This window comes from Clostridioides sp. ES-S-0001-03, from assembly GCF_020676075.1.
Classification (GTDB): Bacteria; Bacillota; Clostridia; order Peptostreptococcales; family Peptostreptococcaceae; genus Clostridioides.
Genome location: NZ_JACVWJ010000010.1, coordinates 13,148 through 39,309 on the forward strand (window position 1 = coordinate 13,148; position 26,162 = coordinate 39,309).

Annotated in this window: 30 protein-coding genes, 1 pseudogene and 1 riboswitch; of the genes and pseudogenes, 5 read left to right on the plus strand and 26 right to left on the minus strand. The window is 27.8% G+C overall.

Annotated features, from left to right (window positions below; all coding sequences use genetic code 11):
* Positions 1-2 precede the first annotated feature (2 nt).
* The 5 genes from IC174_RS17000 to IC174_RS17020 all read right to left on the minus strand — a co-directional run bounded on the left by IC174_RS17000 (position 3) and on the right by IC174_RS17020 (position 1,833).
* Positions 3-191, minus strand: a complete 189-nt coding sequence (locus IC174_RS17000) for a hypothetical protein (protein ID WP_227483522.1) — start codon at positions 189-191, stop codon at positions 3-5.
* Between the two features lie 127 nt (positions 192-318).
* The gene (locus IC174_RS17005) at positions 319-543 is read right to left on the minus strand and encodes a hypothetical protein (RefSeq protein ID WP_227483523.1); all 225 of its coding nucleotides are present in this window, start codon (positions 541-543) and stop codon (positions 319-321) included.
* Positions 544-575: 32 nt separating this feature from the next.
* Positions 576-833 carry a hypothetical protein gene (locus IC174_RS17010; RefSeq protein ID WP_227483524.1) on the minus strand — a complete coding sequence of 86 codons (258 nt, stop codon included), beginning with the start codon at positions 831-833 and terminating at the stop codon, positions 576-578.
* Between the two features lie 35 nt (positions 834-868).
* The gene (locus tag IC174_RS17015; RefSeq protein WP_227483525.1) at positions 869-1,660 is read right to left on the minus strand and encodes a phage antirepressor; all 792 of its coding nucleotides are present in this window, start codon (positions 1,658-1,660) and stop codon (positions 869-871) included.
* 2 nt (positions 1,661-1,662) lie between these two features.
* Positions 1,663-1,833 carry a hypothetical protein gene (locus tag IC174_RS17020; protein ID WP_227483526.1) on the minus strand — a complete coding sequence of 57 codons (171 nt, stop codon included), beginning with the start codon at positions 1,831-1,833 and terminating at the stop codon, positions 1,663-1,665.
* A 125-nt stretch (positions 1,834-1,958) separates the two neighbouring features.
* Between IC174_RS17020 and IC174_RS17025 the strand changes: the two genes are divergently transcribed.
* Positions 1,959-2,276, plus strand: coding sequence for a hypothetical protein (locus IC174_RS17025; protein ID WP_227483527.1), 318 nt, complete (start codon positions 1,959-1,961; stop codon positions 2,274-2,276).
* Here IC174_RS17025 and IC174_RS17030 read toward each other — a convergent pair.
* The 3 genes from IC174_RS17030 to IC174_RS17040 form a co-directional block, all read right to left on the minus strand.
* Complete coding sequence (locus IC174_RS17030; RefSeq protein ID WP_161803432.1) at positions 2,250-2,396, minus strand: ribbon-helix-helix domain-containing protein; 147 nt, start codon at positions 2,394-2,396, stop codon at positions 2,250-2,252. The genes IC174_RS17025 and IC174_RS17030 overlap by 27 nt on opposite strands.
* Before the next feature lie 112 nt (positions 2,397-2,508).
* Positions 2,509-2,715, minus strand: coding sequence for a Rha family transcriptional regulator (locus IC174_RS17035; RefSeq protein ID WP_227483528.1), 207 nt, complete (start codon positions 2,713-2,715; stop codon positions 2,509-2,511).
* Between the two features lie 35 nt (positions 2,716-2,750).
* A complete protein-coding gene (locus IC174_RS17040) occupies positions 2,751-2,945 on the minus strand; it encodes a helix-turn-helix transcriptional regulator (protein WP_021359705.1) in 195 nt (64 codons plus the stop codon).
* Positions 2,946-3,132: 187 nt separating this feature from the next.
* On the opposite strand from IC174_RS17040, the gene IC174_RS17045 reads away from it, so the two are divergent.
* A complete protein-coding gene (locus IC174_RS17045) occupies positions 3,133-3,525 on the plus strand; it encodes a helix-turn-helix domain-containing protein (RefSeq protein ID WP_227483529.1) in 393 nt (130 codons plus the stop codon).
* A gap of 28 nt (positions 3,526-3,553) precedes the next feature.
* Here the strand turns inward: IC174_RS17045 and IC174_RS17050 are convergent, their stop codons facing one another.
* Positions 3,554-3,691 (minus strand): hypothetical protein, encoded by a 138-nt coding sequence (locus IC174_RS17050; protein ID WP_227483530.1) that lies wholly within the window; start codon positions 3,689-3,691, stop codon positions 3,554-3,556.
* Positions 3,692-4,347: 656 nt separating this feature from the next.
* Here IC174_RS17050 and IC174_RS17055 point away from each other — a divergent pair.
* Both IC174_RS17055 and IC174_RS17060 read left to right on the plus strand, forming a co-directional pair.
* On the plus strand, positions 4,348-4,569 hold the full coding sequence (locus tag IC174_RS17055) for a helix-turn-helix domain-containing protein (protein ID WP_227483531.1): 222 nt from the start codon (positions 4,348-4,350) through the stop codon (positions 4,567-4,569).
* A 57-nt stretch (positions 4,570-4,626) separates the two neighbouring features.
* A complete protein-coding gene (locus tag IC174_RS17060; RefSeq protein ID WP_413927204.1) occupies positions 4,627-5,682 on the plus strand; it encodes a tyrosine-type recombinase/integrase in 1,056 nt (351 codons plus the stop codon).
* A 76-nt stretch (positions 5,683-5,758) separates the two neighbouring features.
* Here IC174_RS17060 and guaA read toward each other — a convergent pair whose 3' ends face one another.
* The 8 genes and pseudogenes from guaA to IC174_RS17100 all read right to left on the minus strand — a co-directional run bounded on the left by guaA (position 5,759) and on the right by IC174_RS17100 (position 15,812).
* Positions 5,759-7,297 (minus strand): glutamine-hydrolyzing GMP synthase, encoded by a 1,539-nt coding sequence (gene guaA / locus IC174_RS17065; RefSeq protein WP_227434621.1) that lies wholly within the window; start codon positions 7,295-7,297, stop codon positions 5,759-5,761.
* Positions 7,298-7,520: 223 nt separating this feature from the next.
* A riboswitch (purine riboswitch) is annotated at positions 7,521-7,622 on the minus strand.
* Positions 7,623-7,681: 59 nt separating this feature from the next.
* Positions 7,682-8,907 (minus strand): annotated as a pseudogene (gene larC, locus IC174_RS21470) (nickel pincer cofactor biosynthesis protein LarC).
* Positions 8,908-8,954: 47 nt separating this feature from the next.
* Positions 8,955-9,695: a nickel pincer cofactor biosynthesis protein LarB gene (gene larB / locus IC174_RS17075; RefSeq protein ID WP_227434620.1), complete on the minus strand. Its 741-nt coding sequence runs from the start codon at positions 9,693-9,695 to the stop codon at positions 8,955-8,957.
* A 268-nt stretch (positions 9,696-9,963) separates the two neighbouring features.
* Entirely contained in the window at positions 9,964-11,592 is a 1,629-nt protein-coding gene (gene groL, locus IC174_RS17080) for a chaperonin GroEL (RefSeq protein WP_227434619.1), read from the minus strand.
* A gap of 32 nt (positions 11,593-11,624) precedes the next feature.
* A complete protein-coding gene (gene groES, locus IC174_RS17085; protein ID WP_227434618.1) occupies positions 11,625-11,909 on the minus strand; it encodes a co-chaperone GroES in 285 nt (94 codons plus the stop codon).
* Positions 11,910-12,101: 192 nt separating this feature from the next.
* Positions 12,102-13,592 (minus strand): cardiolipin synthase, encoded by a 1,491-nt coding sequence (cls, locus tag IC174_RS17090; protein ID WP_227483532.1) that lies wholly within the window; start codon positions 13,590-13,592, stop codon positions 12,102-12,104.
* Positions 13,593-13,611: 19 nt separating this feature from the next.
* Positions 13,612-14,487 (minus strand): DNA glycosylase, encoded by an 876-nt coding sequence (locus IC174_RS17095; protein ID WP_227434616.1) that lies wholly within the window; start codon positions 14,485-14,487, stop codon positions 13,612-13,614.
* A 293-nt stretch (positions 14,488-14,780) separates the two neighbouring features.
* Positions 14,781-15,812 (minus strand): YeiH family protein, encoded by a 1,032-nt coding sequence (locus tag IC174_RS17100; RefSeq protein WP_227434615.1) that lies wholly within the window; start codon positions 15,810-15,812, stop codon positions 14,781-14,783.
* A gap of 190 nt (positions 15,813-16,002) precedes the next feature.
* On the opposite strand from IC174_RS17100, the gene IC174_RS17105 reads away from it, so the two are divergent.
* The gene (locus IC174_RS17105) at positions 16,003-16,899 is read left to right on the plus strand and encodes a LysR family transcriptional regulator (protein ID WP_227483533.1); all 897 of its coding nucleotides are present in this window, start codon (positions 16,003-16,005) and stop codon (positions 16,897-16,899) included.
* Positions 16,900-17,135: 236 nt separating this feature from the next.
* On the opposite strand, the gene IC174_RS17110 is transcribed toward IC174_RS17105, so the two are convergent.
* The 9 genes from IC174_RS17110 to IC174_RS17150 form a co-directional block, all read right to left on the minus strand.
* Positions 17,136-17,870, minus strand: a complete 735-nt coding sequence (locus IC174_RS17110; RefSeq protein WP_227434613.1) for an MBL fold metallo-hydrolase — start codon at positions 17,868-17,870, stop codon at positions 17,136-17,138.
* A 372-nt stretch (positions 17,871-18,242) separates the two neighbouring features.
* Positions 18,243-18,671, minus strand: a complete 429-nt coding sequence (locus tag IC174_RS17115; protein WP_227483534.1) for a hypothetical protein — start codon at positions 18,669-18,671, stop codon at positions 18,243-18,245.
* Positions 18,672-18,749: 78 nt separating this feature from the next.
* Positions 18,750-19,676 carry a ketopantoate reductase family protein gene (locus IC174_RS17120; protein ID WP_227434611.1) on the minus strand — a complete coding sequence of 309 codons (927 nt, stop codon included), beginning with the start codon at positions 19,674-19,676 and terminating at the stop codon, positions 18,750-18,752.
* A gap of 219 nt (positions 19,677-19,895) precedes the next feature.
* The gene (gene pyrE, locus IC174_RS17125) at positions 19,896-20,480 is read right to left on the minus strand and encodes an orotate phosphoribosyltransferase (protein WP_227434610.1); all 585 of its coding nucleotides are present in this window, start codon (positions 20,478-20,480) and stop codon (positions 19,896-19,898) included.
* A 93-nt stretch (positions 20,481-20,573) separates the two neighbouring features.
* Entirely contained in the window at positions 20,574-21,476 is a 903-nt protein-coding gene (locus IC174_RS17130; RefSeq protein WP_227434609.1) for a dihydroorotate dehydrogenase, read from the minus strand.
* Positions 21,469-22,161, minus strand: a complete 693-nt coding sequence (locus tag IC174_RS17135; RefSeq protein WP_227434608.1) for a dihydroorotate dehydrogenase electron transfer subunit — start codon at positions 22,159-22,161, stop codon at positions 21,469-21,471. The genes IC174_RS17130 and IC174_RS17135 overlap by 8 nt, the downstream gene beginning before the upstream one ends.
* A gap of 40 nt (positions 22,162-22,201) precedes the next feature.
* Positions 22,202-23,122, minus strand: coding sequence for an aspartate carbamoyltransferase (gene pyrB / locus IC174_RS17140; RefSeq protein ID WP_227434607.1), 921 nt, complete (start codon positions 23,120-23,122; stop codon positions 22,202-22,204).
* A gap of 291 nt (positions 23,123-23,413) precedes the next feature.
* Entirely contained in the window at positions 23,414-24,442 is a 1,029-nt protein-coding gene (locus IC174_RS17145) for an NlpC/P60 family protein (RefSeq protein WP_227483535.1), read from the minus strand.
* Positions 24,443-24,882: 440 nt separating this feature from the next.
* Positions 24,883-26,013: a M56 family metallopeptidase gene (locus IC174_RS17150; protein ID WP_227483536.1), complete on the minus strand. Its 1,131-nt coding sequence runs from the start codon at positions 26,011-26,013 to the stop codon at positions 24,883-24,885.
* Positions 26,014-26,162: the final 149 nt, after the last annotated feature.

Genomic DNA, 26,162 nt, shown 5'->3' on the forward strand with positions numbered 1-26,162 from the left:
CTTTATTTATTTTTTAAATTTGATGGTAAATACAAGTTAACTAACTCTATATCTCTTGTTAATGCACTTCTTTTAACTTTCTTATCTTTATTAAACTTCTTGTTACTTCTCTGCTCGTCATAGTATGTAATCTTATATAACTCTTTGCCCTGCTCTACCTTATATATTTTGTTTTTATAAATTGTTTTCAACTTATCTCTCCTATCTTATTTTTAATTTAAGTCTATTTCTTAAAAACTTCTTTTTTAACTCTATAGTTGCAATCTTTTCTCCATTTTTGAGTAAAAAAAGCACATTTCTGTATGTTGCCAGTTCCAACTAAATCACCCCCTCTCTAGCTTTTTTACTTGATTGTTTCTTATATAAAAATCGTTCTTCTAAGTAAGTCTTTGGAACTTTTCCTGCAAAAGTATAGTATCCTTTTTTTTGTAATTCTTTGTTTAAATCTCTTATTATTCTATATGCTGTGCTTTCAGCTACATCTAAAAGTTGCATCACTTCTTCGACTTTGTAATATCCCGAATTATTTGCTTTTTTAGCCAATTATCTCACTCCTTTTTAAGAATATTCTGTATTTAATTTTTATCAAGAAAGTTATAAAATAGTGCATCAAGCATGTATAATAAGTGATTATCTTTATCTATTGTCAATACTTCCTTATCTTCTATGTAAAACTTAATTAAATCTTCATCTAAACAGTGAGTAATACAAGAATTATCTTCTCCATTTATTAACATTCCAACTTCTTTCAATATCCCTTGTTTATTTTTAATATGAACCTCTGCTATTTCATCAAGAGTACTTTTTATACCATAAAATATATCTTCGTTCATTGTCTTTACCTCCATAATTTTTAATTTTAAAAGTTCTAACTTAACATTGATATTTGTTTGCTACTTTTAAATTTATTAATGAAATAAACCTGACCCTTTCCAGTGATTTTTGGTGTTTTAGTTACACTTATGTATCCATTTGGATGAACTCTTGTACCTTCTTTAGTTTCTATAACTCCCAAATTCACGCTTTTTTGAGTTGGTGTATTATAATCCTCACCTTTGCGTTTTATTAAGTAACCATTATCTCTTAACCATGCAAACAATCTTTTTTCTCCTGTATTAATTCCATTTTGTTTAAGTAATTTAGCTAGTTCTCCAACTAATATAGAATCATCAGAAGATGCTACTGCATCAGCAAAAAGTACTTTTGGTTGTTGTAATTGAATTACCTTATCTTTTTCTTCTAATTCTCTACTTTTCTTTTCTATTGTCTTTTGAGCTACTTGTAATGCTCTTGCCATTATTTCATCATCTGACATATCTTCTGTTGTATGTATATATCCACCAGTTTTACGTATTGTTGGTAAGACTTCATCAAATACCCAGCTTTCAAATTTCTCAGCACTTGGTAGCTTACTATTTGCAATTAACCTATACATATCGCTTTCTGTTATTATGTTTACTTCCAATTCTTTATTTTTATTTTGTGGATGAGGTATATAACTTTTTGTTACCCACTTGCAATGGTCATTTATTGCTTTACTTGTATTTGTATATCCTAAACATTTAGCTACATCTGTTGCTATAAAATATGGTTTCTCACCAATTTCAATCATTCTTATTTGACCAAATTCCATTTTCTCAAATATTTGCAAGTCATTCATGTTTATTCCTCACTTTCTATATTAAATTTATTTTCTTTTTTTATTTTCTCAACAAAATCCCAACATGCATCCACAATAATGGAATTCTTACTTTTCCCACATTCTTTGGCTATATTTTGTACATCTTGATTTAATTTTGGAACGAGTCTTATCGTCATTCTTATTTTTTCCATTATGTTTCCCCTCCTACTTTTTTGACACCTATTCGGTGTCTATATGTTCATTATATTCTTGCACCTATTCGGTGCCAAGACTTTTCCAAACTTTTTTTGTATAATGTCATTAAGGAGGTGTCAAAATGACCACTATTACAGCAAGAATATTCATACCACTAAATGAAACTTTAGAAAAGATTTCATTTCAAACTGGTATCCCAAAATCTTCACTTATTCTATATGCTCTCAATGACACATTAAGAAAAAATGAAATAATCGAAGGACTTGAATGTGTCACAGACAAGAATGAGGAAAATGTACGTTTTACATTGAGAATGCCTGAACATTTAAAATTATTGTTGGAAAAAATTGCAAAAGATAATGATATTTCTGTTAACACTCTAGTTAATCATTGTATACATCTGTTTTATGTTTTACATTGGTCTTCTTACATTCGATAAATATTGCCATATCGCAGAAATTATAATATATGTAATAGGTATCCCAATTTCATTGCTTAAATCTGTCAACGCTTTGTACAAGTCATTTGGTATACGAAGCGTTGTTTGCTCATGTTTCAATCTAATCACCTCTAATTTTGTTATTTTAAGAAGGTCTTACTAAATACAATTCCTAAAAAATAGAAAATTCCAATTAAAATCCCTCTAAATAACAATTCTTCCTCTTTATTTATCATCTAATCACCTCTTTTTGAATATTTATATAAGCACTTTCTATGAAAAAATCTTGACTCCTCAAATTTGATGAGTCCTCTAAAATCTTCTTGTATCCTCTTATATCTCTTAACAAATTATCATGCTTCTTTTCTATTAATTCTGCAACTTCTCTACTCTCAACTAAAAATTGATTATTTTGATTAATTATTGTTAAATTATTCATGTTTATCTAACCCCTTGTCATTCACATTTTGCGAATTATTTATTTAAAAAAATATCTCTTAAATCTGTATTAAAAAAATCTGATATTTTTATTGCTTCACTTACTGTGAATCGCCTATCGCCATTTTCTTTACTTGAGTAAGTACTGGGATTCATTCCTAATATTTTTGCTAAATCTCTTTGTCTCAATCCTTGTCTTACTCTAAGAGATTTCAATATATAATTTTTCAATATATATCACTCCTTTTATTCTCAATTTGAAGTTTCTATATTTATATAATATACTCCGTTTTGTGAATTGTCAATACGTTTTTTGTTTTTTTCTTCCTTTTTGCGAATTAAAATCACAAAACGCGTATTTTATAGTAGAATAAGAGTAATTACATTCGTTATAGTTTTTAAGAGGGGGACAATTGCAATGTATAAAGATGAAAGCAATATATTTTCTAAAAGATTAAGAGAAGAGAGAGAAGAACTCGGATTAATGCAAAAAGAGATGGCTAATAAATTAAGTTTACCAGCAAATACTTATAACGGATATGAAACTGGTAAAAGAAGCCCAGCGCTTGATGTTGTGAGACATATAGCTGATACTTTAGATATATCAACTGACTATTTATTAGGTAGAACTAATATCAAGATTAATATTTCTAATATCACAGAAAAGGAACTTATTCAAAAATTAAATCCATCTGATGATATGAGAGAAATACTTAATATTTTTAGTGAACTTGATGATGATTCTAAAAATAAAGCTTTAAAGATAGCAAAACTTTTTTTGGAGGAGCAAAATACTAAAAATAAAGAATAAGCATAAAAACATATAAAAAAAAGAGGATTCAATCCTCTTTTTTTATATGTTTAAACTCTGACTTTATTTCTTCTTTACAATTATAAAATTTAGCTTCATCAATAGTCTCTAACATTTTCATAATTTCATAAAATGCCAACATTTTAGAACAATCTGAATCTCCCACTTGCGTCACCCTCTTATAATTTATAATATTTATTCCTTGCCCCTTGAATATGTAAAATGTTTAGCCAATCACCTTCTTTTTATAATATTATATTTTATATCCCTTTTCAGAACTTATGTTCGTAAAAAATGGTATAAAAATTCCTTAACTTATAGACTTGATGTATTTATTTCAACAAATATAATATTTAAAATTTCTAAAATTTTCTTTGTAAATATATTATATATAAATTTATATTATCTTGCAACTTGACTAATATAGAGATTTTAGTTTTGATTTTAAAAATTCACTTCTATTTTTTTATTTCTAGTATTTTAGACTATCTGTATATTTCTATTTTTAGTTAGTCACCTAGCTTTATTTTTCATAACTTTAATTTTTATTTTTTTATTGCATTTTTTACATTATTCTTAGATTTAATTTGCAAATTATTTACTTTATACTTATAAGCTTTTAAATAAAATTTATTCTTTCTTTAAATTCTAGCATCTCAGCACTATTCTTATAGTGCTTTTAATGTGCTTTTCTTACTTACATTTTAACACATTTTTCCAACAAAAAATGTTCTAACGAGGAACATTTATTACAATAAATTACACAAACTATTAATTATAAAAATAATCAAAAAATAATTAAAAGGTGGATTTTAATAAATATTGAAAAAATTAAGAAAAAAGAAAAGAATGACGCAATTAGAACTAGCAGAAAGAATGGGTCGTAATAGAAGTTATATATCAAAGCTGGAAAATGGGGAATATAAGGATATAGGAATATCTACAATATTAGATTTATCTATAGCACTAGAAGAAGATTTTACTGAATTATGTAAATATTATAAACTTCAAGAAATAAAAAGAAGAAAAAAACAAAACAACTAGTTAGAATATATATATAGCATGTTATAATTGTAATATTAAGATAACATAATTGAGGGGGTGTCTAAAATTCCTGCTTACAAAGATGAAGAGAGAAAAACATGGTTTGCTAGCTTTTATTTCACGGATTTTACTGGAGAAAAGAAAAAGAAAACTAAACGAGGTTTTAAGACTAAAAAAGAAGCTTTAGAATTTGAAAGAGAATTTTTAAATAAAAGTACAATGAGTACAGATATGATTTTTAAAAGTCTTGTAGAAGAATATATGCAAGATATGTCAACAAGACTAAAGTTGTCTACAATAGATATTAAAAAATATTTAATAAATTTAAAAATATTACCTTTTTTTGAAAACTTAAAGATAAATGAAATTACTGCCAAACACATTAGAAAATGGCAAAATGAATTATTGCAAAGTGATTATAGCCAAACGTACATAAAAACAATAAATAATCAGCTTGTTGCTATATTAAACTATGCAGTAAAGTACTATAATTTACCTTCCAACCCTGCTCATTTAGCAGGTTCTATTGGTAAAAAAAATGCTGATGAGATGCAGTTTTGGACTTTGGACGAATTTAGAAAATTTATGGAATTTGAAAATAAGTCAGAACCTCGATTGGCTTTTGAAATTTTATTTTGGACAGGACTGAGGCTAGGCGAATTAATGGCTCTTACTCCAAAAGATGTGTTTGAAAACAAAATAAAAATTGATAAAAGTTATATAAAATTAAATGGAGAGGAAATTATTTCTTCTCCTAAAACACCTAAAAGCAAACGCATTGTCCCTATCCCACATTTCTTATATAATAATATAAAAGACTATTTATCTAAACTATATGATTTAAAAGAAGATGAAAGAATATTTAAATTTGCTAAAAGCTATCTTTCTAAAGAATTAGATAGATGTTGTAAGTTGTCTAACATAAAAAGAATTAGAGTGCATGACTTGCGACACTCTCATGCTTCACTATTAGTAAACATGGATATAAATATATTAACTATAGCTGAGCGACTTGGACATGAAAAAGCAGAAACAACTTGGAATACATATTCTCATTTATATCCGAATAAACAGCTTGAAGTTGCACAAAAACTAGATAATTTAAATATATAGTATCATTTTAGTATCACAATCAAATTTCAAAAAGTCACAAACCTTGAAAATACAAGGTTTGTGACTTTTTTGTTTACTATTCCCATTCTATTGTTCCAGGTGGTTTAGAAGTTATATCATAAACTACTCTATTTACTCCATCAACTTCATTAATTATTCTATTAGAAATTTTTTCTAACACATCATAAGGCATCTTATACCAGTCAGAAGTCATTCCATCAGAAGAAGTAACTGCTCTTAAACCAACTAAATAAGCATATGTTCTTTCATCTCCCATAACTCCAACAGTCTTAACATCTGGTAATGTTGCAAAAGCTTGCCATATTTCTCTATATAAACCAGCTTTTCTAAGCTCGTCCATATAAACAGCATCTGCTTCTCTTAATATATCACATTTTTCTTTAGTTACATCACCTATAACTCTTATTCCAAGACCTGGCCCTGGGAAAGGATGTCTAAATATTAATCCTTCTTCTATACCAAGTTCTAATCCTATTTTTCTAACTTCATCCTTAAATAGTTCTCTTAATGGCTCAACTATTTCTTGGAAATCTACATCTTCAGGAATTCCACCAACATTATGGTGAGATTTTATAGTAGCAGCACCATTTCCATGTCCACTTTCTATAACATCTGGATAAATTGTTCCTTGAACTAAGAAATCCATTTTTCCTAATTTATTTGATTCTTCTTCAAATACTCTTATAAATTCTTCACCTATTATCTTTCTCTTAGCTTCTGGCTCAGAAATTCCTTTTAGTTTAGATAAGAATCTATCTTCTGCATTAACTCTTATTAAATTTATATCGAATTTCTCTCTAAATATTCTTTCTACATCGTCACCTTCATTTTTTCTAAGTAAACCATGGTCAACAAATATACAAGTCAAGTTATCTCCAATTGCTCTATGAATAAGAACTGCAGCAACAGAAGAGTCAACACCTCCACTTAAAGCACATAAAGCTTTTTTGTCACCTATTTTTTCTTTTAATTCTTTTATTTTATCTTCTATGAATGAATCTGTAGTCCAGTCACCTTTTACTTCACATACATTGTATAAGAAATTTTTAAGTATCTTATCTCCCTCTAAACAATGTTCTACTTCTGGATGGAATTGAACTCCATATAGTTTTTGTTCTACATTTTCCATAGCCGCTACTGGACAATCTTTAGTATTTGCAACTATAGTAAATCCTTCTGGAGCCTTTTCTATTAAATCAGTATGACTCATCCAAACACTATTTGTAGTAATCCCTTCAAATAATGATGATTTTCCATAAGTTATAGATGTTTTTCCATATTCTTTTTCTTGTTTATTGCCTTTTCTTACAACTCCACCTAATACATGAGACATTATTTGAACTCCATAACATATACCAAGTATTGGTACTCCTAGTTCAAATATTTCTTTTGATATTGTTGGAGAATCTTCTAAGTATGCACTATTTGGCCCACCTGTAAATATTATCCCTTTAGGATTTTTTGCTTTTATTCTTTCTATGCTTGCAGTACATGGAAGTATTTCACAATATACGTTGTTTTCTCTAACTCTTCTAGCTATTAACTGATTATATTGACCTCCAAAATCTATTACAAGTACTAATTCATGTTTCATAAATTTCCATCTCTCCTTGTATAATATAGTTTTTATATATATTTATTTTAACACAATACAGTCTAAATTATATTAAATCTTTTTACACAAAAAACCTGTATAGTAACTTCCATAATTTCTAGCAAAAGTGAAATTACTATACAGGCTTCCAAAATGCCCCTTATCTTATAGCCAACATATAGGGAGTATAACTCAGCCTACACATTTACTTAACTAGGTCTTTTGGTATAATAATTTCACTCATAGTCAAGATATTTACGGTATCTTGGTAGAGACTCTCAGACCATATCTCTGAGCATATACGAGTGAGTTTATATTTTATATATTTTTTTCTGTTTGCTTTTATTTATTAAAGCTGAGTATTAATTTATCAAAATTTATTACTTATGTCAATAAGTTTTCACTAAATTCTTCTTTTATTCTAAAATTTATATCAGCAAACACTTTTTTTATAGGAATATCTTCATTTTTTGCTATAGTTTTACATTCATCATATTCTGGAGTAGCTTTAACTAATTTATCTTTGTAATACCCTAGTTTTATTGTAACTAATCCATATTTTGTGTCTAATTTTACAAACTTTCTATCTAAAATTTCTCTGTTGTAAGCATTATATCGTACTCCAAAAGTGCTAGTTTCTAAAAGCAATATTTCAATAAATTTTTCTAAATCTACTTTATTACATAAAATCGATATTTTTGTTGCAGGTCTATTCTTTTTCATATAAATGCTTTCTGTATAAATATCTAACGCTTTCTCGTCTAATATTTTTTCATACAAATAAGAATATACTTCTGAAGACATATCATCGATATTTGCACTAATTTCATAAATTAATTCTTCTTTTTTTTTTCTCCTAATACTGTTCTTAACATATTAGGTACTTCAAATTTCTTATGACCTATTCCATATCCAATTTTTATTGGAGAAAACTCAAAATCCTCTACAAATTCATCACACAGAACTTTTATTATTGCAGCTCCTGTTGGAGTCGTACATTCTCCTTTTACATTATTTAATTTGATTGGTACACCTTTTAATATTTCCATGGTTGCAGGTGCAGGTACAGGCATGACTCCATGGTCACATTTTACAAATCCTGAACCAACAGATACTGTACTAGAATAAATCTTATCTATACAAAGTAAATCAACTAATATAGATGCTCCTACAATATCTACAATTGAATCTATAGCTCCTACCTCATGGAAGTGTATCTTATCTATTGTAGTTCCATGAACCTTTGCTTCTGCTTCTCCAATTACCATAAATATTTTTTTAGCATTAGATTTTACATTTTCATTTAAATCACTTTCATCTATAATTTCAAATATATCCACTAAATTTCTGTGCATATGTGTTTCTTTCGTAATTACTTTTACTGTTATACCTGATATTCCACTTTCATTTTTTGAGCTTATATTTATATTAAATTCATCGCTCATTTTTAGTTTATGAATTTCCTCCAAAAAAATTTCCTCAGGTACACCTAAATTTAATAAGCTTGCAAGGGTCATATCCCCTGATATACCACTTACTATATCAAAATAAAGTATTTTTTCACTCATATATTTCTCCTCAGTTTTAATAATGAAAAATCTAATAAACATTAGATTAACATCGTATAATTTATGTTTAATTTATATCAATATACCTATTATAATTTATTTATCATAGCTGCCAAATATCCTGCTCCAAAACCATTATCAATATTTACAACAGATATTCCAGATGCACAACTATTTAACATAGCCAATAATGCTGCTAATCCTCCAAAATTGGCTCCATATCCAACAGATGTTGGTACAGCTATTACTGGAACATCAACTAGGCCTCCAATTACACTTGCAAGTGCACCTTCCATTCCTGCAACAGCTACTACTACTCTAGCACTATCTATTTTGTGTCTCTTATTTAAAAGTCTATGTATACCAGCCACTCCAACATCATATATTCTATCAACATCATTACCTAAAAATTTAGCTGTATAATATGCTTCATCTGCTACTGGTATATCAGAAGTTCCTCCTGTTGCAATTACAATTTTGCCTTTTCCAATATTCTCTATAGCATGATTTTGAATTTTAAGAATTTTAGATAATTCTTCGTATTCAGCATGACTATAAATTTCTTTAACTTTTAAAAATGTTTCTTTTCTACATCTTGTCCCCAATATATTAGAACCTTTTTGATTCATTTTATCAATAATTCCTAAAATATGTTCATCACTTTTACCTTCACAATAAATTACTTCTGGATATCCATTTCTTAATTCTCTATGATGGTCTATATTGGCATATCCAAGGTCTTCATAGGGTAAATCTTTTAATTGTTCTAATGCAACATCTATATCAATGTTTTCATTTTTAACCTGTTCAAGCAATTTTCTTAAGTCCATATTATCGCATCCTTTTAAACTTTGATTTATTCTCTATCAACAATTATACCTTAATTAATATATATCTAACATCATAACCTAAAAAAATAACAATACAACTTCAAAGATATTATTATAATCCAGATACTAATTATCCAAATATATATATTAAAATTGTAAATGCACAAAAAAATTAAATATATACAAAAGAACTATTTCAACTTAGATACTAAAATCTAAGTCAAAATAGTTCTCTATCTTAAAATTTATATTTTTAAATATTTTAAGATTACATCATTCCTGGCATACCGCCACCCATTCCTGGCATTCCTACATCTTCTTTTTCAGGAAGGTCAGCAACAGCAGCTTCAGTAGTTAAGAAAGTACTTGCTATTGATGCAGCATTTTGTAAAGCACTTCTACTAACTTTAGTTGGGTCAACTATACCAGCTTCTATCATATTTACATATTTTTCATTTAAAGCATCAAATCCAGTTTCTGCTTCAGCGTTAACAACATTTTGTACAATTACAGCACCTTCAAGACCAGCATTTATAGCTATTTGTCTTAATGGTTCTTCTAATGCTTTTTTAACTATTTGAGCACCTAGTTTAACTTCTCCAGTTAAACTCTCAACTAGTGTTCCTATTGCTGGTATAACACTAACAAAAGCAGTTCCTCCACCAGCTACTATTCCTTCTTCTACAGCAGCTCTAGTTGCATTAAGAGCATCTTCTATTCTTAATTTTCTTTCTTTTAACTCAACCTCTGTAGCAGCACCAACTTTTACAACAGCTACTCCACCAGCAAGTTTAGCTAATCTTTCCATTAATTTTTCTCTATCAAAATCTGAAGTAGTTTGCTCTACTTGATGTTTGATTTGATTTACTCTATCTTCTATAGCTTTTTTATCTCCAGAACCATCTACTATTGTAGTGTTTTCTTTAGTTACTTTAACAGATGAAGCTCTACCTAACATAGATAAATCAGCTTCTTTTAAATCATATCCTAATTCTTCTGATATTACTTGACCACCTGTAAGTATAGCTATATCTTGAAGCATTTCTTTTCTTCTATCTCCAAATCCTGGAGCTTTAACTGCTACTACATCAAATGTTCCTCTTAATTTATTAACAACTAATGTAGATAATGCTTCACCTTCTACATCTTCAGCAATTATTAGTAGCTTTTTACCTTGTTGAACTATTTGTTCAAGAACTGGTAATAGCTCTTGTATGTTAGATATTTTTTTATCAGTAATTAATATATATGGGTCATTTAAAACTGCTTCCATCTTGTCTACATCTGTAACCATATATGCAGAAACAAATCCTCTGTCAAATTGCATACCTTCAACAGCATCCAATTCAGTATTCATAGTTTGAGATTCTTCAACAGTTATAACTCCATCTTTACCTACTATTTCCATAGCTTCTGCTATTAATTTTCCAACTTCTTCATCACCAGCAGATATAGAAGCAACTTGAGATATAGCTTCCTGTGTTTCTACTATTCTTGATTGATTTTTTAATTCTTCTACTGCTACTGTTACTGCTTTTTGTATTCCTTTTCTTAAAAGTATTGGGTTAGCACCTGCTGTTACATTTTTTAAACCTTCTCTGATTATAGCTTGTGCTAAAACTGTAGCAGTTGTAGTACCATCTCCAGCTACATCATTAGTTTTAGTTGCTACTTCTTTAACTAACTGAGCACCCATATTTTCAAATCTATCTTCTAATTCTATTTCTTTTGCTATAGTTACACCATCATTAGTTATAAGTGGAGAACCAAATTTTTTATCTAATATAACATTTCTTCCTTTAGGTCCTAATGTTACTTTTACTGTATCTGCTAATTTATTTACACCAGCTTCTAAAGCTCTTCTTGTTTCCTCTGAAAATTTAATTTCTTTAGCCATTTTAAACCCCTCCTAATAAATTTATTCTATATTTATTCAATAACAGCTAATACATCACTTTGTCTTAGTATTGTATACTCTTGTCCTTCTATTTTAACTTCTGTTCCAGAATATTTTTGGAATATAACCTTGTCTCCAACTGCTAATTCCATTTTTACTTCTTTTCCTTCAACTATCCCACCTGGTCCAACTTCTACAACTTCAGCTATTTGAGGTTGCTCTTTAGCTGCTCCTGGTAAAACTATTCCACTTGCAGTTTTTTCTTCTGCTTCCACTTTTTTAATTACTACTCTGTCAGCTAATGGTCTTATTTTCATTATTCACGCCTCCTAAAATATTAAGTATAGACTAGTTTGCCTATGTTTTTAGTTATTTTTAAATTAATACTACTTTTATATGTAGATTTATATATATACTTTTTATTTATTATCACTCTATCTACTAGAGTGCTAACAATTATTATAATATACCAATCACACATAATTTTCAATACCTTTTTTAATAATTTTTTATAATATTGGTGAAAACAATCTGGCTACAGATTCTTTAATTTTTTGTACAATATTTCTGTTCTTAAATACCTCTAAATTAAGTTCTTCACAATGACTTAAATCTTCATAGAAATCATCTGTCATTACTTTAATAACATCTTCATCATAGATAAAAGCATTTACTTCAAAATTAAGCATGAAACTTCTTAGGTCCATATTTGCTGTACCTGCAGAAGCAATTTTATCATCTATTATTACGACTTTGGAATGTATAAATCCTTTTTTATACAAATAAACTTTACCACCTGCTCTTAATATTTCTTCAAAATATGAATAAGATGCTATATTAACTATTTTGTGGTCTGCAATTTTAGGAAATATTATTCTTACATCTACACCACTAAGCGCAGCACTTTTTATAGCTTTCAGCAGACTCTCATCTGGAATAAAATATGGAGTCTCTATATAAACACTTTGTTTAGCTTGACATATAGCAGAAAAATAAGCATAATGAATGTCTTCCCAATCACTATCTGGTCCACTAGCTACAACTTGTATCATACTCTCACCTACATTTCCGACACTTGGAAAGTAATTTTTAGTAACTAAAACCTCTTTTGTTGTATAGTACCAATCAATCAAAAATGTCATTTGAAGCATATATACAGAAATTCCTTTAATTCTAATATGAGTATCTCTCCAATACCCAAACTTCTCATTTTTTCCTAAATATTCATCTCCTATATTTATTCCACCTGTATATCCAATTATTCCATCAATAACAACAATTTTTCTATGATTCCTATAGTTTAACTTTCCTCCTATTATAGGGAATTTTGTAGGTAAAAAAGCTGCTATTTCTATACCTACTTCTCTCATTTCTCGGAAAAATTTTCTATTAAACCAAAATCTCCAACACCCTACATCATCATATAAAATTCTTATTTTAATACCTTCCTTAGCTTTTTTTATAAGCTCTTCTTTTAACACCCTACCTATTTCACTGTCTTTGATTATAAAGTACTCTAAATGAATATGGTCTTTAGCTTCTCTTATATCTTCTATAAGTCTCTTAAATTTTTCATTTCCATCTACAAAAACATCTACTTTATTGTTCTTAGTAAATGGAAACATCCCAGTCTTTAGTAGCATACTTATGACTCTTTTTCTATAGCTACCATCTTCCTCATCTCTTAAAAGCTTATTTTGCCTTATAGATTCTTTTTCTAGTTCAACAATTTCTGTTATCTTTTCTAATGTATCAAAAAGTTTCTTTTCTTTTATATTATTGGCTAGTTTTTGAGTTTTAAATAATTTTCGTTTTCTAATATTTCTACCCGAAATAGCATATATAATTAACCCTATCCCAGGAAATATGATAAACATCAATAACCAAGACATTGTTTTTGCAGGATCTCTATTTTCAAGTAATATAATTACAGAAATTATGGCTCCAGCTAGATATGATATAATTAAATAGAACAGAAATATTGTGCCTATCACTCCCATAATTCCTTCCCCCTTAAGTCTATTTTCCTATACCCAACTCTCTTGCATAGTAAAATAGATATTGTTGTGCAAACCCAGACATTTCTCCAAATTTATCAATCCCATAAGTTCTCATTTTAGGTAAACTCATATCTTCATTTATGTAGAACTCTTGCATAACTCTCTTAACCCACACATCAACTGGAAAAGAATCATATTTTTGCATACCAAATAACGCAATACAATCACATACCTTTGGACCTACTCCATTAAATTTTAAAAGCTCTTTTCTACAATCATCTGTACTTAAATTTACATATTCAGATACCTTATCATTATTTTCTATAACTGCCTGTGTAGTACTCTTTATGTACTTGTCTCTAAAACCTGTTTGACATGCTCTTATTTCCTCTTGTGAGGCTTTATTTAACTCTTCTGGTGTTGGAAATGCATAGTATTCTTTACCTTCATACTCACCTATGTATTTACCAAAACTTTTTGATAAGTTTTCTATAGCTCTTTGTATCATAGGAATTCTATTATTAGAAGAAATTATGAATGATATAAGCATTTCCCATCCATCTTGTCTCAAAATTCTTATTCCCCATCCAAATTCAGTAGCTTTATTTAAATATTCATCCATACTTTTTAGATTGTTTTTTATTTCTGTATAATCAGTCCCTAAATCAAAGTAATTATACCAAATGCTATTAAACTCCTCTAAATTTGTATTATTTAAATATACTTTATCATCTTCTTTTTTTACATTTAATATTCTACCTTTTGCAACTCCTGTGTATGAGCCATCTTCTTGTTTATGCCATCTAAAACATTGACCACACTCAAATATATGTTTTGGATCAAAATCTGTTACTCCTTCTAGTATAACTACATTATTCTTTTCATAAACATTCATATAAAAAATCTCCTTAATATTTATATTTTTATTTTATTTATCTACTTAAATACTTAACTGTGATATGTGCATTTTTCTTATTTTAACACAAAGATAAGTAATTTCAAAATTTATAATGTTATTATTATGTAAAATAATATTTTACTTTAAATTTTCACTATAAATAAAAAATGAACTCCAATAAGCTTATACCCATCTACACTTATTAGAATTCATTTTTTATTTATATTATCAGTTATTAATAACATATTATTTTGATTAAGTAAATTGATATTATAATCAATACTTCTATTCTATATAAATATTTTTATCAAAACTATCGCTGATATAACTTGTATTGTTCCTACAAATAGACCATATAAAGAAACTGCTTTACCTTGTCTTACTAAGTCTTTTACATTAACTTTTAATCCAATTGCTGCTAGTGCTATTATTTCAAATTTATTACTTATTTCTTTGCACAATACAGATACTTCTTTTGGTATAATATTAATTGAAAAAAGTGCACAAGTTATGAAAAAACCAATTACATACCATGGTATATTTATTTTTTTCTTTTTTATTTCATCTTTTTCTTCTTCAATAATTTCACTGTTAGACTTATTTTTCAAATGTCCAAATACTAAAACAACTACAACTAAGAATATTACTCTCACTATTTTGAAAATAGTTGCTAAATCCTTTACATTTTCCCCAACTATAGCTCCACTTGCCACAACTTGACCAATTGATTGTAATGTTCCACCTATCATTGCTGATGTTTTTACAAGCTCATGACTATATAAGAATTGAGATATTATTGGAAGTAAAAACATAAGAAATATACCAGTAACATTGACAATAGTTATTGCTATTCCTTTTTCTTTGTCTGTAGCATTAACTACTGGAACTGTTGCTGCTATAGCAGAAGAACCACATACTGCATTCCCACTTGCCATAAGAAATCTAAAGTTTTCACCAAAACCTAGCTTTTTACCTATATAAAGTGCTGATACTATTGTTATTGTCATTTGTAATATTATAAACAATATACCTGAAATTTTTAAATCTATTAGAGTAGATATACTAAGGGTTGCTCCTAATAATACTATTGAATATGATAGCAAATCTGTTTCTGAAAATTTATAGCCCCTTTGAAAGACTTTCTGATTTAAAAATAAATTTCCTACAAACATACCTAAAAATATAGAAATTGATGCTGCTCCTACTTTAGGTATTAATGTTGAAATAAATATACTAATATAACCTACTAATACAGATACAACCAACCCAGGTAATATTTCTTTTATATTCTTTAATGTAAAACTGCTTTTATTCTTTAACATAATATACCTACCTTCTAATTAATATAGTTTTCTTTACAATAATAGTATATAATTGTAATAACCATAAGTAAAATAAATATATAATATCGTAATGATTAATAATTTTAATGATTAATGTATATATTACAATTATCTGTAAGTAACTGATAAAAAATACAAAATTTTTATTATGCAAAGGAGATGTAAAAAATTGTTTGAAGAATTAAAAACATTTGTTGCTGTTGTTGAATATAAAAACTTCACCAAAGCTGGTGAATACCTAAATTTATCACAACCAAGTGTAAGTAAACATATTAAAAACTTAGAAAATTACTTTAAGGTTGTACTTATAAATAGATCTATTAAACAGAAAACTATTTTTATTACAGAAAGTGGACAAATATTATATAAAAGAGCCAAGGAAATACTAAATCTTTTAAGTGTTACATATCACGATGTAAATCAGGTTTCAGATGCTATAACTGGGCGTTTAAAGATTGGCGCAAGTTTAACTATTGGAGAATATATTCTTCCTAATTTTCTTGCACTATTTTCTCAAAAGTATCCTGATATAGATGTAGAAATTTTCATAGAAAATACATCCATTGTATCTTCTCATGTTAAGGATTATATTTTAGATATTGGACTTATTGAAGGGACTTGTTCTTCTCCCTCATTTATGCAAGAATATTTTTTTGAAGATAAGATGGTTTTAGCACTTCCGTATAATAGCCCTTTATTAAAAGATTTTAGTTTTGATAAGCTTCAAAATCAAAAATGGATAGTTAGAGAAGACGGTTCTGGAACTAGAGATTATTTAGATATGTTTTTAAGCATTAAGGAAATTATTCCAAAAAGTATGATGGTCTTTGGAAGTAATTATGCTGTCAAAGAATCAGTTAGAAATAATTTAGGAATTACAATAGTATCTAATCTCGTAACAAGCTTACCTGTTTTAAACAACGAACTGTCTGTCATAGAACTTGGAAGCAACTATAACAGACATTTTTCATATATCTTTCCAAAAGATATAACTTTATCAAAAGCAGCAAGTATTTTCATTGAAGAGTTAAAAGTATTTAGTAATTTAAATAGCATAAAAGATTAATATAATTTAAAGCTAACAATAAATTATAAGTTTTTTGAGAATGTTTATAGATTTGTGTAAATATATTTTTTCTTACTCAATATTACTGGAAATTTCTGATTCCAGTAATATTTTTATTCTCAAAATATTAAGTAAGTAATTATTTATAAATTTTTTGTTTCTTTCCTATTCATATTTAATTATTGTTTAAATAAACTTTTCATAAAGAACTGGATAGTATTTTCAATCATGTAACATTATTCAATAACTATATTTTTTAATGTTTCTATTATGTTTTTTTTATATAATCCACCATGACTAAAAACTATTTCCTCTATATCATAGTTACTTAATTTTTTAATAGCTTTTATCAATTCTTGCTTATCACTATGCATTACATCAACTGGTCTAAGTTTACCATCTTTTATCTCTAATAAATCTCCAGCAATAAGTACTTTAGATTTTTTTAAATAAAGACATATATGACCCCTAGTATGACCACCTGTGTGTATAACCTCTACTTCTTCACTTAAATTTAAAACTTCATGATTGTTTAAAGATACATCTACTGTAGTATATGATGACTTAAATCCAAATTTCATAGCATTTAACATATCAAGCATTTTATCATTAAGACTATCTATTTCTTGTTCTAACATGCAAAGTTTAAATGGGGTTTCTTCCCCTGTTATATAGTTGACTTCACTTTTGTATGCATATACCTTTATATCATTTTTAGATTTTTCTCTTAAATATTTTATATTTCCTATATGGTCTATATCATGGTGAGTTATTACTATATTTTTTAATTTATTAAAACTTGTATTACTATTATTAAGAGCATCAATTATTAAATCTCCTTGACCTGGAAGTCCAGTATCAACAAGAGTTACCTCATCTTCTGTATAGATTACTGGAATATATATAACTTTATCTTTGCCTAATATACTTGATGGAATTTCTAAAATATCTAATCCTTTTTTTAAATTCATAATATTTCTCCTTATAAGTATTGAACTAGAGGTAAATTTAATCAAAAAAATTAAAAAACATAGATTGTCCTCTAGTTACATTATATTTATCAAAAACTATTAAAACCTAGTATATCACTGAAATAGAGAGATTACTCGACTTGATTTTTTTGTTATTTTATGATATAGTATTTAATATAAAAATAAGTAATCCCAATAGTTGTAGCTATTAAAAATATTTTTTAATTCGCATTTGATATATTCATTATTTAAGTTAACATAAAAAAATATTCTACAAGCCTTTTATGACTTTTAGAATCCTTTTTATATTGTAACCTATCCTCAATAAATAGTTATCCCTTTTCTTACTTCCTATTCAATTACAAAATTTATTTATAACATTGGTGCAATAATACCAGCTACCACTATAGAAATCATACCACCAACTACTAGCTTAGGCATTATTTTAGACATCAAATATGTTCTTTCTTCTTCTGTTTCTCCAATAGCATTACATACTTCATTTGAAATCAAATATGTTGTTGGGAATCCTAACATCTGACAGAATCCTACTCCAAAAGCAAGAGGTTTAGAACCAATGATTTTCCAACCTGGAAGCACCTTCATCATAAGGAATATACCAATAATAGAAACTGCAAACATACCTACAATTGGTACAAAAAGACTGATTAAATCTGTCAAAGAAACTTTTGCTAAAGAAGGAATAACAGCTGCGAACACAACCATGTTGATAAAACCTTTGATTTTTACTTTTGCTTCATGATACTCTACTAAAAGACAGTTTGCTTCCATTTTTACCAATTATGTCTACTAAAAAAGCTGTAGATAAATTTGTTTTGCACAGATTTACTTACAGCCTCAATTTTTTCTAAAAATTTTCTAAAATCTACTTTCAATTACTTTTATCATATAAAAAAAAGTCTGATTTATAGGAGTTGGTATGTTATACTTTCTTCCAAGCTCACAAATATTCTTAGAGAACATATCTACTTCTGTAAGTCTATGAGCCTCTACATCCTGAAGCATTGATGTTCTACCTTCTCTTGAATGTTCTAGTATTCTATGTAATGAATTTTCTACATCATCTTCTGTAAGGCATATACCTTTTACTCGAGCTATATCAACCACTTCTCTCATTGCAGATTTTGCTAACTCTCTTAGATATTCAGAATCTTGAAATACTCCATAAGAAGCGCCAAGTATAGCTGAAGTTTGATTCACCCCAATATTAACCATGTATTTCCACCACATGTCTCGTTGAATATTTTTTGATAATACATATTCTATATTTACACTATCAAAAACTTCAGTTATTATATCTGTTTTTCTATCTTCACTATTATCTTTATTTCCAAATACAATTATTCCATCTGTAGTATGTATAATATTATTTTCTATTTTTTTTGCATCTATATTTGTTACATATGAATATACCATTTTTTCAATTCCAAATCTTTCCCCTATTATCTCTTCACTATTAACTCCATTTAGTAAAGACATTAGTACTGTATCTTTTCCAACTAATCCATCTAACTCTTCTATATTTTCTTTTAGGTTATTATATTTTAAACCTATAATTATAAAATCAGCTTCTTGTTTATATTCATCTTTAGTTATATAATCGAAGTCATATCTTTTTCCATTTATTATAAAACCCTCTTCTAAATATCTTTTTTTTCTTTTTTGGTCACAAAGAATTTTAAAATCATATTTAGAATTTAAAAATTGTTCTGCAAAGGTAGCTCCAACAGCACCAACACCAAAAAATACAACCTTTTTTTGATTTTTCTTTAATTGATTACTCATACCGAAACCCTCCCCAATATATATAATAATTTTTTATCTTATAATTATATTGTACTGCTACCAGCTACTGTTTTGTAAATATATTTTTAACAAAAAACAGCTAGCTTTTTAAATGAAAGCTAGCTGTTTATTATATCTTATTTATATATTTAAATTGATATTTATTTAGTAAAAAAATTTGTATTTACTAAAATAATGTTAAATTTAATTAATTGGTTATTACATTCCTAATTCTTTAAATTCTCTACTTCCAGGTTTAACAACTGGTAATTTTCCTTCTTTACATAAAGGACATTCATCAGCTTCATAAACTTGAATATCAAGTTTTATTGCACTATATATAGGCATACCTATGTCATGATTAGTTCTATCAGCTATACAAGCGACACCTATAACTTCGCCACCTAACGCTTCTAATACTCTTTTTGTTTCCATAGTTGACTTACCAGTAGTAACAACATCTTCAGCAATTATTATCTTTGCACCTTTTTTAACTTCAAATCCTCTTCTTAACTCCATTGTATTATCTTTTCTCTCAGTGAATATAGCTTCTTTTCCTAATTGTCTTCCTAGCTCATAAGAAACTACTACTCCACCCATAGCTGGACCAACTACTAAGTCTATATCTAAATCTTTTATTTGTTCAACAACTGTATTTAATACCTCAGCTGCATACTCTGGAAATCTTAATAGCTTTGCACATTGCACATATCTGTTACTGTGCTTTCCTGAAGATAATAAAAAATGTCCTTCTAATAATGCATCACTTTTCTTTAATATATCTACTACATCTACTTTACTCATATTATTTTTTCCTCCATGTTAAATATTATAAAATTATATTTATTTTAATTTATATTCTTTGCTTTAATTGTACTTATTTGTCATACCTGTAACCTATATAATTCCTCTTATTTCTTCTAAATTCTTTATTCCTTCTCTATCCATAAATTCATTGATTCCATCTATTATCTCAAGCCCAATTTTAGGATTCATGAAATTTGCAGTTCCAACTTGAATACAAGTAGCTCCTGCCATTATAAATTCTATCGCATCTGTAGCTTTAGTTATTCCACCCATTCCCATTACTGGTATATTTACATTTTTACAAACTTCATGTACCATTCTAAGAGCTATAGGCTTTATAGCTGGTCCAGATAATCCAGCATATACATTTTCAAATACTGGCTTTCTATTTTTTATATCAATTGCCATTGCTTTAAAAGTATTAACTAAAGATACTCCATCAGCACCTTCTTCTTCACAAACTTTTGCCATACCCACAATATCTTCAGCATTAGGTGATAATTTTATTACTAGAGGTAGTTTAGTTGCGTTTCTTACCTCACGAACAACTTCTCTTGCCACTTCATTTTTTATACCAAAAGCCATTCCTCCTGCTTTGACATTTGGACAAGATATGTTCAATTCAATAATATCTATAGGTTTATCATTTAACAGCTTAACCCCAAGTAGATAATCTTCTAATGTTCCACCTCCAACATTAGCAATTCTAACTAAATCTAACTCACTGAAGAAAGGAAGTTCACTGTCTATAAATCCTTGAACTCCAGGATTTTCAAGTCCAACACTGTTCATCATACCTGATGGTGTCTCATGAACTCTCATACCATTGTTACCAGGTTTTTTATTTAAAGTAAGACCTTTACTACTTATACCACCAAGTTTTTGTATATCATAAATTTCATTATATTCTCTTCCAAATCCAAAAGTCCCAGACGCCATTATTACTGGATTTTTAAAATCAATATTTCCAAATTTTACGTTTAAATTAGCCATTAAAAATCACGTCCTCTCCCCAAAATACTGGACCGTCTTTGCAAGTTTTTTTATTTCCTTTAGTAGTCTTACATGTACATACTAAACACGCTCCTACTCCACATGCCATATGATTTTCAAGTGACACCATAATCCTTGTTTTAGTACCTTCTACCATTTTAACCAATTTTTCCATCATTGGAGTTGGCCCACATGTTAATATATAGTCATATTTTTCTACATCAATTATGTCTGTTACAAACTTATTTCCTACTGTTGTATATACCTCATTGCAAACTTCTCTATATTCATTTTCTAATATAACATCTTCTCTAAATCCAAGATAAGCATCGCAGTCTTTTATGTTTTTAGCAACTAAATATAATGGTGCTATACCGATTCCACCACCTACTAGAGCTACTTTTCCATCAACTTTACTATATCCATTTCCATAAGGACCCTCTAGTTTTATAGTATCGTTTACTTTTAGATTACTAATAATTTGAGTTCCTTCTCCTACTACTTTATAAAGAAAAGTTATACCTTCTTCATCTATATCATGTATACTTATAGGTCTTGAAAGGACTGGATAAGTATCCCATGCTCTTAGCATATAAAATTGCCCCATCTTACCTTCAAAAGCGCCTTTTACTTTCATTCTATACATATCTTCACCTATGTATATATTTTCTAGAATTTTATACATCCCAAAATCTCCTTTACTTCACTATTATATAATGTAACTACTAACCTTCATTTACACCTAGAAGCTTTATTATTAATGCCATTCTAACGAACATTCCATATTTAGCTTGCTTAAAATAAACAGCTCTATCATCTGTATCTACATCAACATCTATTTCATTTACTCTTGGTAGTGGATGCATTACTAACATACTTTCAGATGCTTTTTCTAATTTAGCTTTATTTAAAATATAATAGTTTTTTAGTCTTTCGTATTCTGATTTATCTTCAAATCTTTCTTGTTGAATTCTAGTCATATATAAAACATCCAAACTTCCTATAACATCATCTAAATTATTAGTTTCATAGTAAGCATGTCCCTTTATAGCTTCTTTTATATAGTCTGGCATTTTTAGTTCTTCAGGTGCTATAAATACAAACTTAGTATTTTTGTATCTCGCCATAGCCTTAACTAAAGAATGTACAGTTCTTCCATATTTTAAATCACCACATAATCCTATTGTGTGATTTTCTAAAGTTCCTTTTAATGATTTTATAGTAAGTAAATCTGTAAGTGTTTGGGTTGGATGCTGATTTCCGCCATCTCCTGCATTTATAAATGGTACTTCTGTAAATTTTGATGCTTCTGTAGCTGCACCTGATTGAGGGTGTCTCATAGCTATTATATCAACATAACTAGATACTATCCTCATCGTATCACCTAAAGTTTCACCCTTTGATGCAGATGATGAATTTGGCTCTGAAAAACCTACGACACGACCTCCTAGTCTGTTCATAGCAGATTCAAAACTTAATCTTGTTCTTGTTGATGGTTCATAAAATAATGTAGCTAATAGTTTACCTTCACATATATGAGAATATTTTGACGGATTGTCAATTATTTTTTGAGCTAATTCTAATATTTCATCTATTTCTTCTATAGAAAAGTCTTCTGGTTGGATTAAATTTCTTGATTTTAACATCTTTCGTCCTCCTTTTTTAGCCTCTCTGAACTAAAATTAAAAGTATTTTTGTACTGTTAGTAGCTTATCACCTTTACCTTATCCTGTCAAGGTATTGCGCAAATAATCATTATCTGGAAAGAATACTATTTAATAGTAATATTAATATAAATCCACATCAAAATTTAAGATAATACAAAAACACTCTATATTGCATTTAACATATAATCATTTTATATTTCCTGATTAAATTAAATATAATATAGAGCATTTGTATTTATGTATTTATCAATTTGTTATAGTACAAATAGATTATAAGATTCTTTTTGCTGTAACAAATCTCGCTGTATAGTATGCTGAATTTATACTAGTTACACGAACTGTTTTTCCTGTTGATGGTGAATGTATCATATTACCTCCACCTACATATATACCAACATGACTAACAGAACCAGAACCATTAGTTGTAAAGAATACTAAGTCTCCTGGCTGTAAATTTGCCTTACTTACAGTTTGTCCATAATTAGATTGTGCCTTAGATGTTCTTGGTATCTTCTTTCCTACTGCATTTCTGTACACATATTGTGTAAATCCTGAACAGTCAAAAGTATTTGGCCCTTCTGCTCCCCAAACATATGGGCAACCTTGCTTAGAATAAGCCAAATTAAGTACAGCTTGAACTGCATTAGAGTTAGCTGTTGGCACATTTGAATTATTATTTTGTTGATTATTATTTGTGTTGTTTTGTTGAGTGTTATTTGTGTTTGTAGAATCTCCATTTTGAGTAACATTTTGATCTACTTGCGGTTCTTCTATTACTGGAGCTTTATCAGTTACATAAGATGATTTTACATATCCTTCTGTTTCTCCATCTTTAACTTTCAACCAATCTCCATTTTCCTCTAAAACCAATAAAGAGCTTCCTTTTTCTAGTTCTCCAATTACTTCTGAATTTTCACTTTTATCTTTTCTTAAGTTTACTTTATCAGCGTTAGTGTATCCTACCCCTTCAGATATATCTACATATCTAGTAGCTAACCAACCTTCGCCATCTTCAACTTTAACTTTAACCCATTCTCCTTGAATTCCTAGAACTGTAAATTCATCTCCAGAATAAGCTATATTTTGAACTTGACCTTCTTCTCTTATCTTTATAGCTACTCCATCTTTTATTCTTGCAACTTTATATTTTACTTCTTTATATTCGCCTAAATTTAATTCAGTATTTGTTTTATCATCTTTATTTTGAGATGAATCATTTATTTCATCTGCATTTACAATTGAACTTACTGATAATGCCATAACTGATGCAAATACTGGTATTAATATCTTTTTCTTCACGATAAACCTCCTAAAATTTTCCCATAATTATCTTATGATTCTATTTTGTAGGTGAAGAGTACCTAAGGATAAAATACTAATACACAATACATTAATAAAAGCTCTATCTGTAACTTTTTTGTAAACCTCTTTATATAACTTTTATAGTATCATTATATTAATAAATAATAATTAATTAGTTTATCCAATATGTCACCTAAATATACATTATTTACTTCATTATATAATATGAGTTTGTAAAAGTAAAGAATTTTGTACCTTTTGAAGCTAAAGTACGCATAAATATTGTTTTATGTGTTTTTTTGTGCGTTTTTATGCATCGTATATTTTTTAATAAAACTTCTATAAAGTTAGAAATATAGTGAATTTTTTAACTTATTCTAAGTAAAAAGTCACTTATATAAAAGTGACTTTTTGATTATAATTTGTTTTAAATTTGATTATGGTTTTAATTTATTATAGAATTTTATATGAACTTCTATTTTATCAGAATCTTTTGGAATCTTCCCTAAATTCTCACAGTTTTCTTTATGCTCTTTTCTAACCTTTTCAGGAGCATCTGCATATGTAAATGATACAAATCCAATGATTGCTCTATTAGTAGTTTCTGAATAGTATACTTCTTCAGGTAATACATTTAAATTAGTAATACTAGTTGAATTGACCTTTAAAAAAGTAATAGAAGATAATAAACATAAAATTAATGCCATCAAAATACCATTTTTATATTTTTCATTAAACATATTCATTACTCTTTTTCTAATATCAGATTGTTTATGTAATCCAGCCACAAATTTATTTGAAATGTTTGAACCTCTTCTCATTGCATTTATAATTGTTAGAGCATAATCTTGTTTTTCTTCTTCACTACGATTCTTTAAAACTCTTTCATCACAATAAAGTTCACAATCTAAATCTATATGTTTGTCCATTATATATACAAATGGATTAAACCAATATACTATTTTCAAAAATATCATTACATACTTTAGACAAAGGTCTTTACTCCTGAAATGCATAAGTTCATGCCTAAAAATCCAATCAAGTTCTTTTAGCTTATAGTCATGTGGTGGTAAAAGTACACATGAATCAAAAAATGCTGGTGTTTCAACTTCATAAGAATATTTTAATTTTATATCTTTTGTTATATTAAATTCTTTTAATATATCTTTATAAAGATTTATTACTTCTTCATCCTCAACATCATAGGATAAATCATTTATTAAGTTTTTAAGTTTTATGTATTTAAAGATATTATAAATTAAATATATTACTACAGTTATAAGCCAAGCATACAATAAGATGCTATTCTTTAAAGTTGAAATATTATTGAATCCCTCTAAATTAATATTATTAATATTGATATTTTCTTTGCTTCTCAAGATGTTTATTGTAAAGGTATAGTATGTAAAGGGCAATAACAGCTTAATAACAACTATCATCCATATGTAATAATTAAATTTTTTACTAAATCTTTTAAATACATTTTTCTTGAAAATCAATATCAGAAGAATACTTAAACTACTTACTATAACAGTTCTAAAAATACCATTTAGAATTGAATTAACCATATATTTTCACCTAACTTATTTATTAGTATTTTGTATTTGAATTTAATTAGCTCTCTAAGTTCTTTCTATGACTTTTTATGTAATAATAAATGTCCATCTTACTTCAATGTGTATTGATTCTATATAAACATGGAGATTTAACTAAAGTT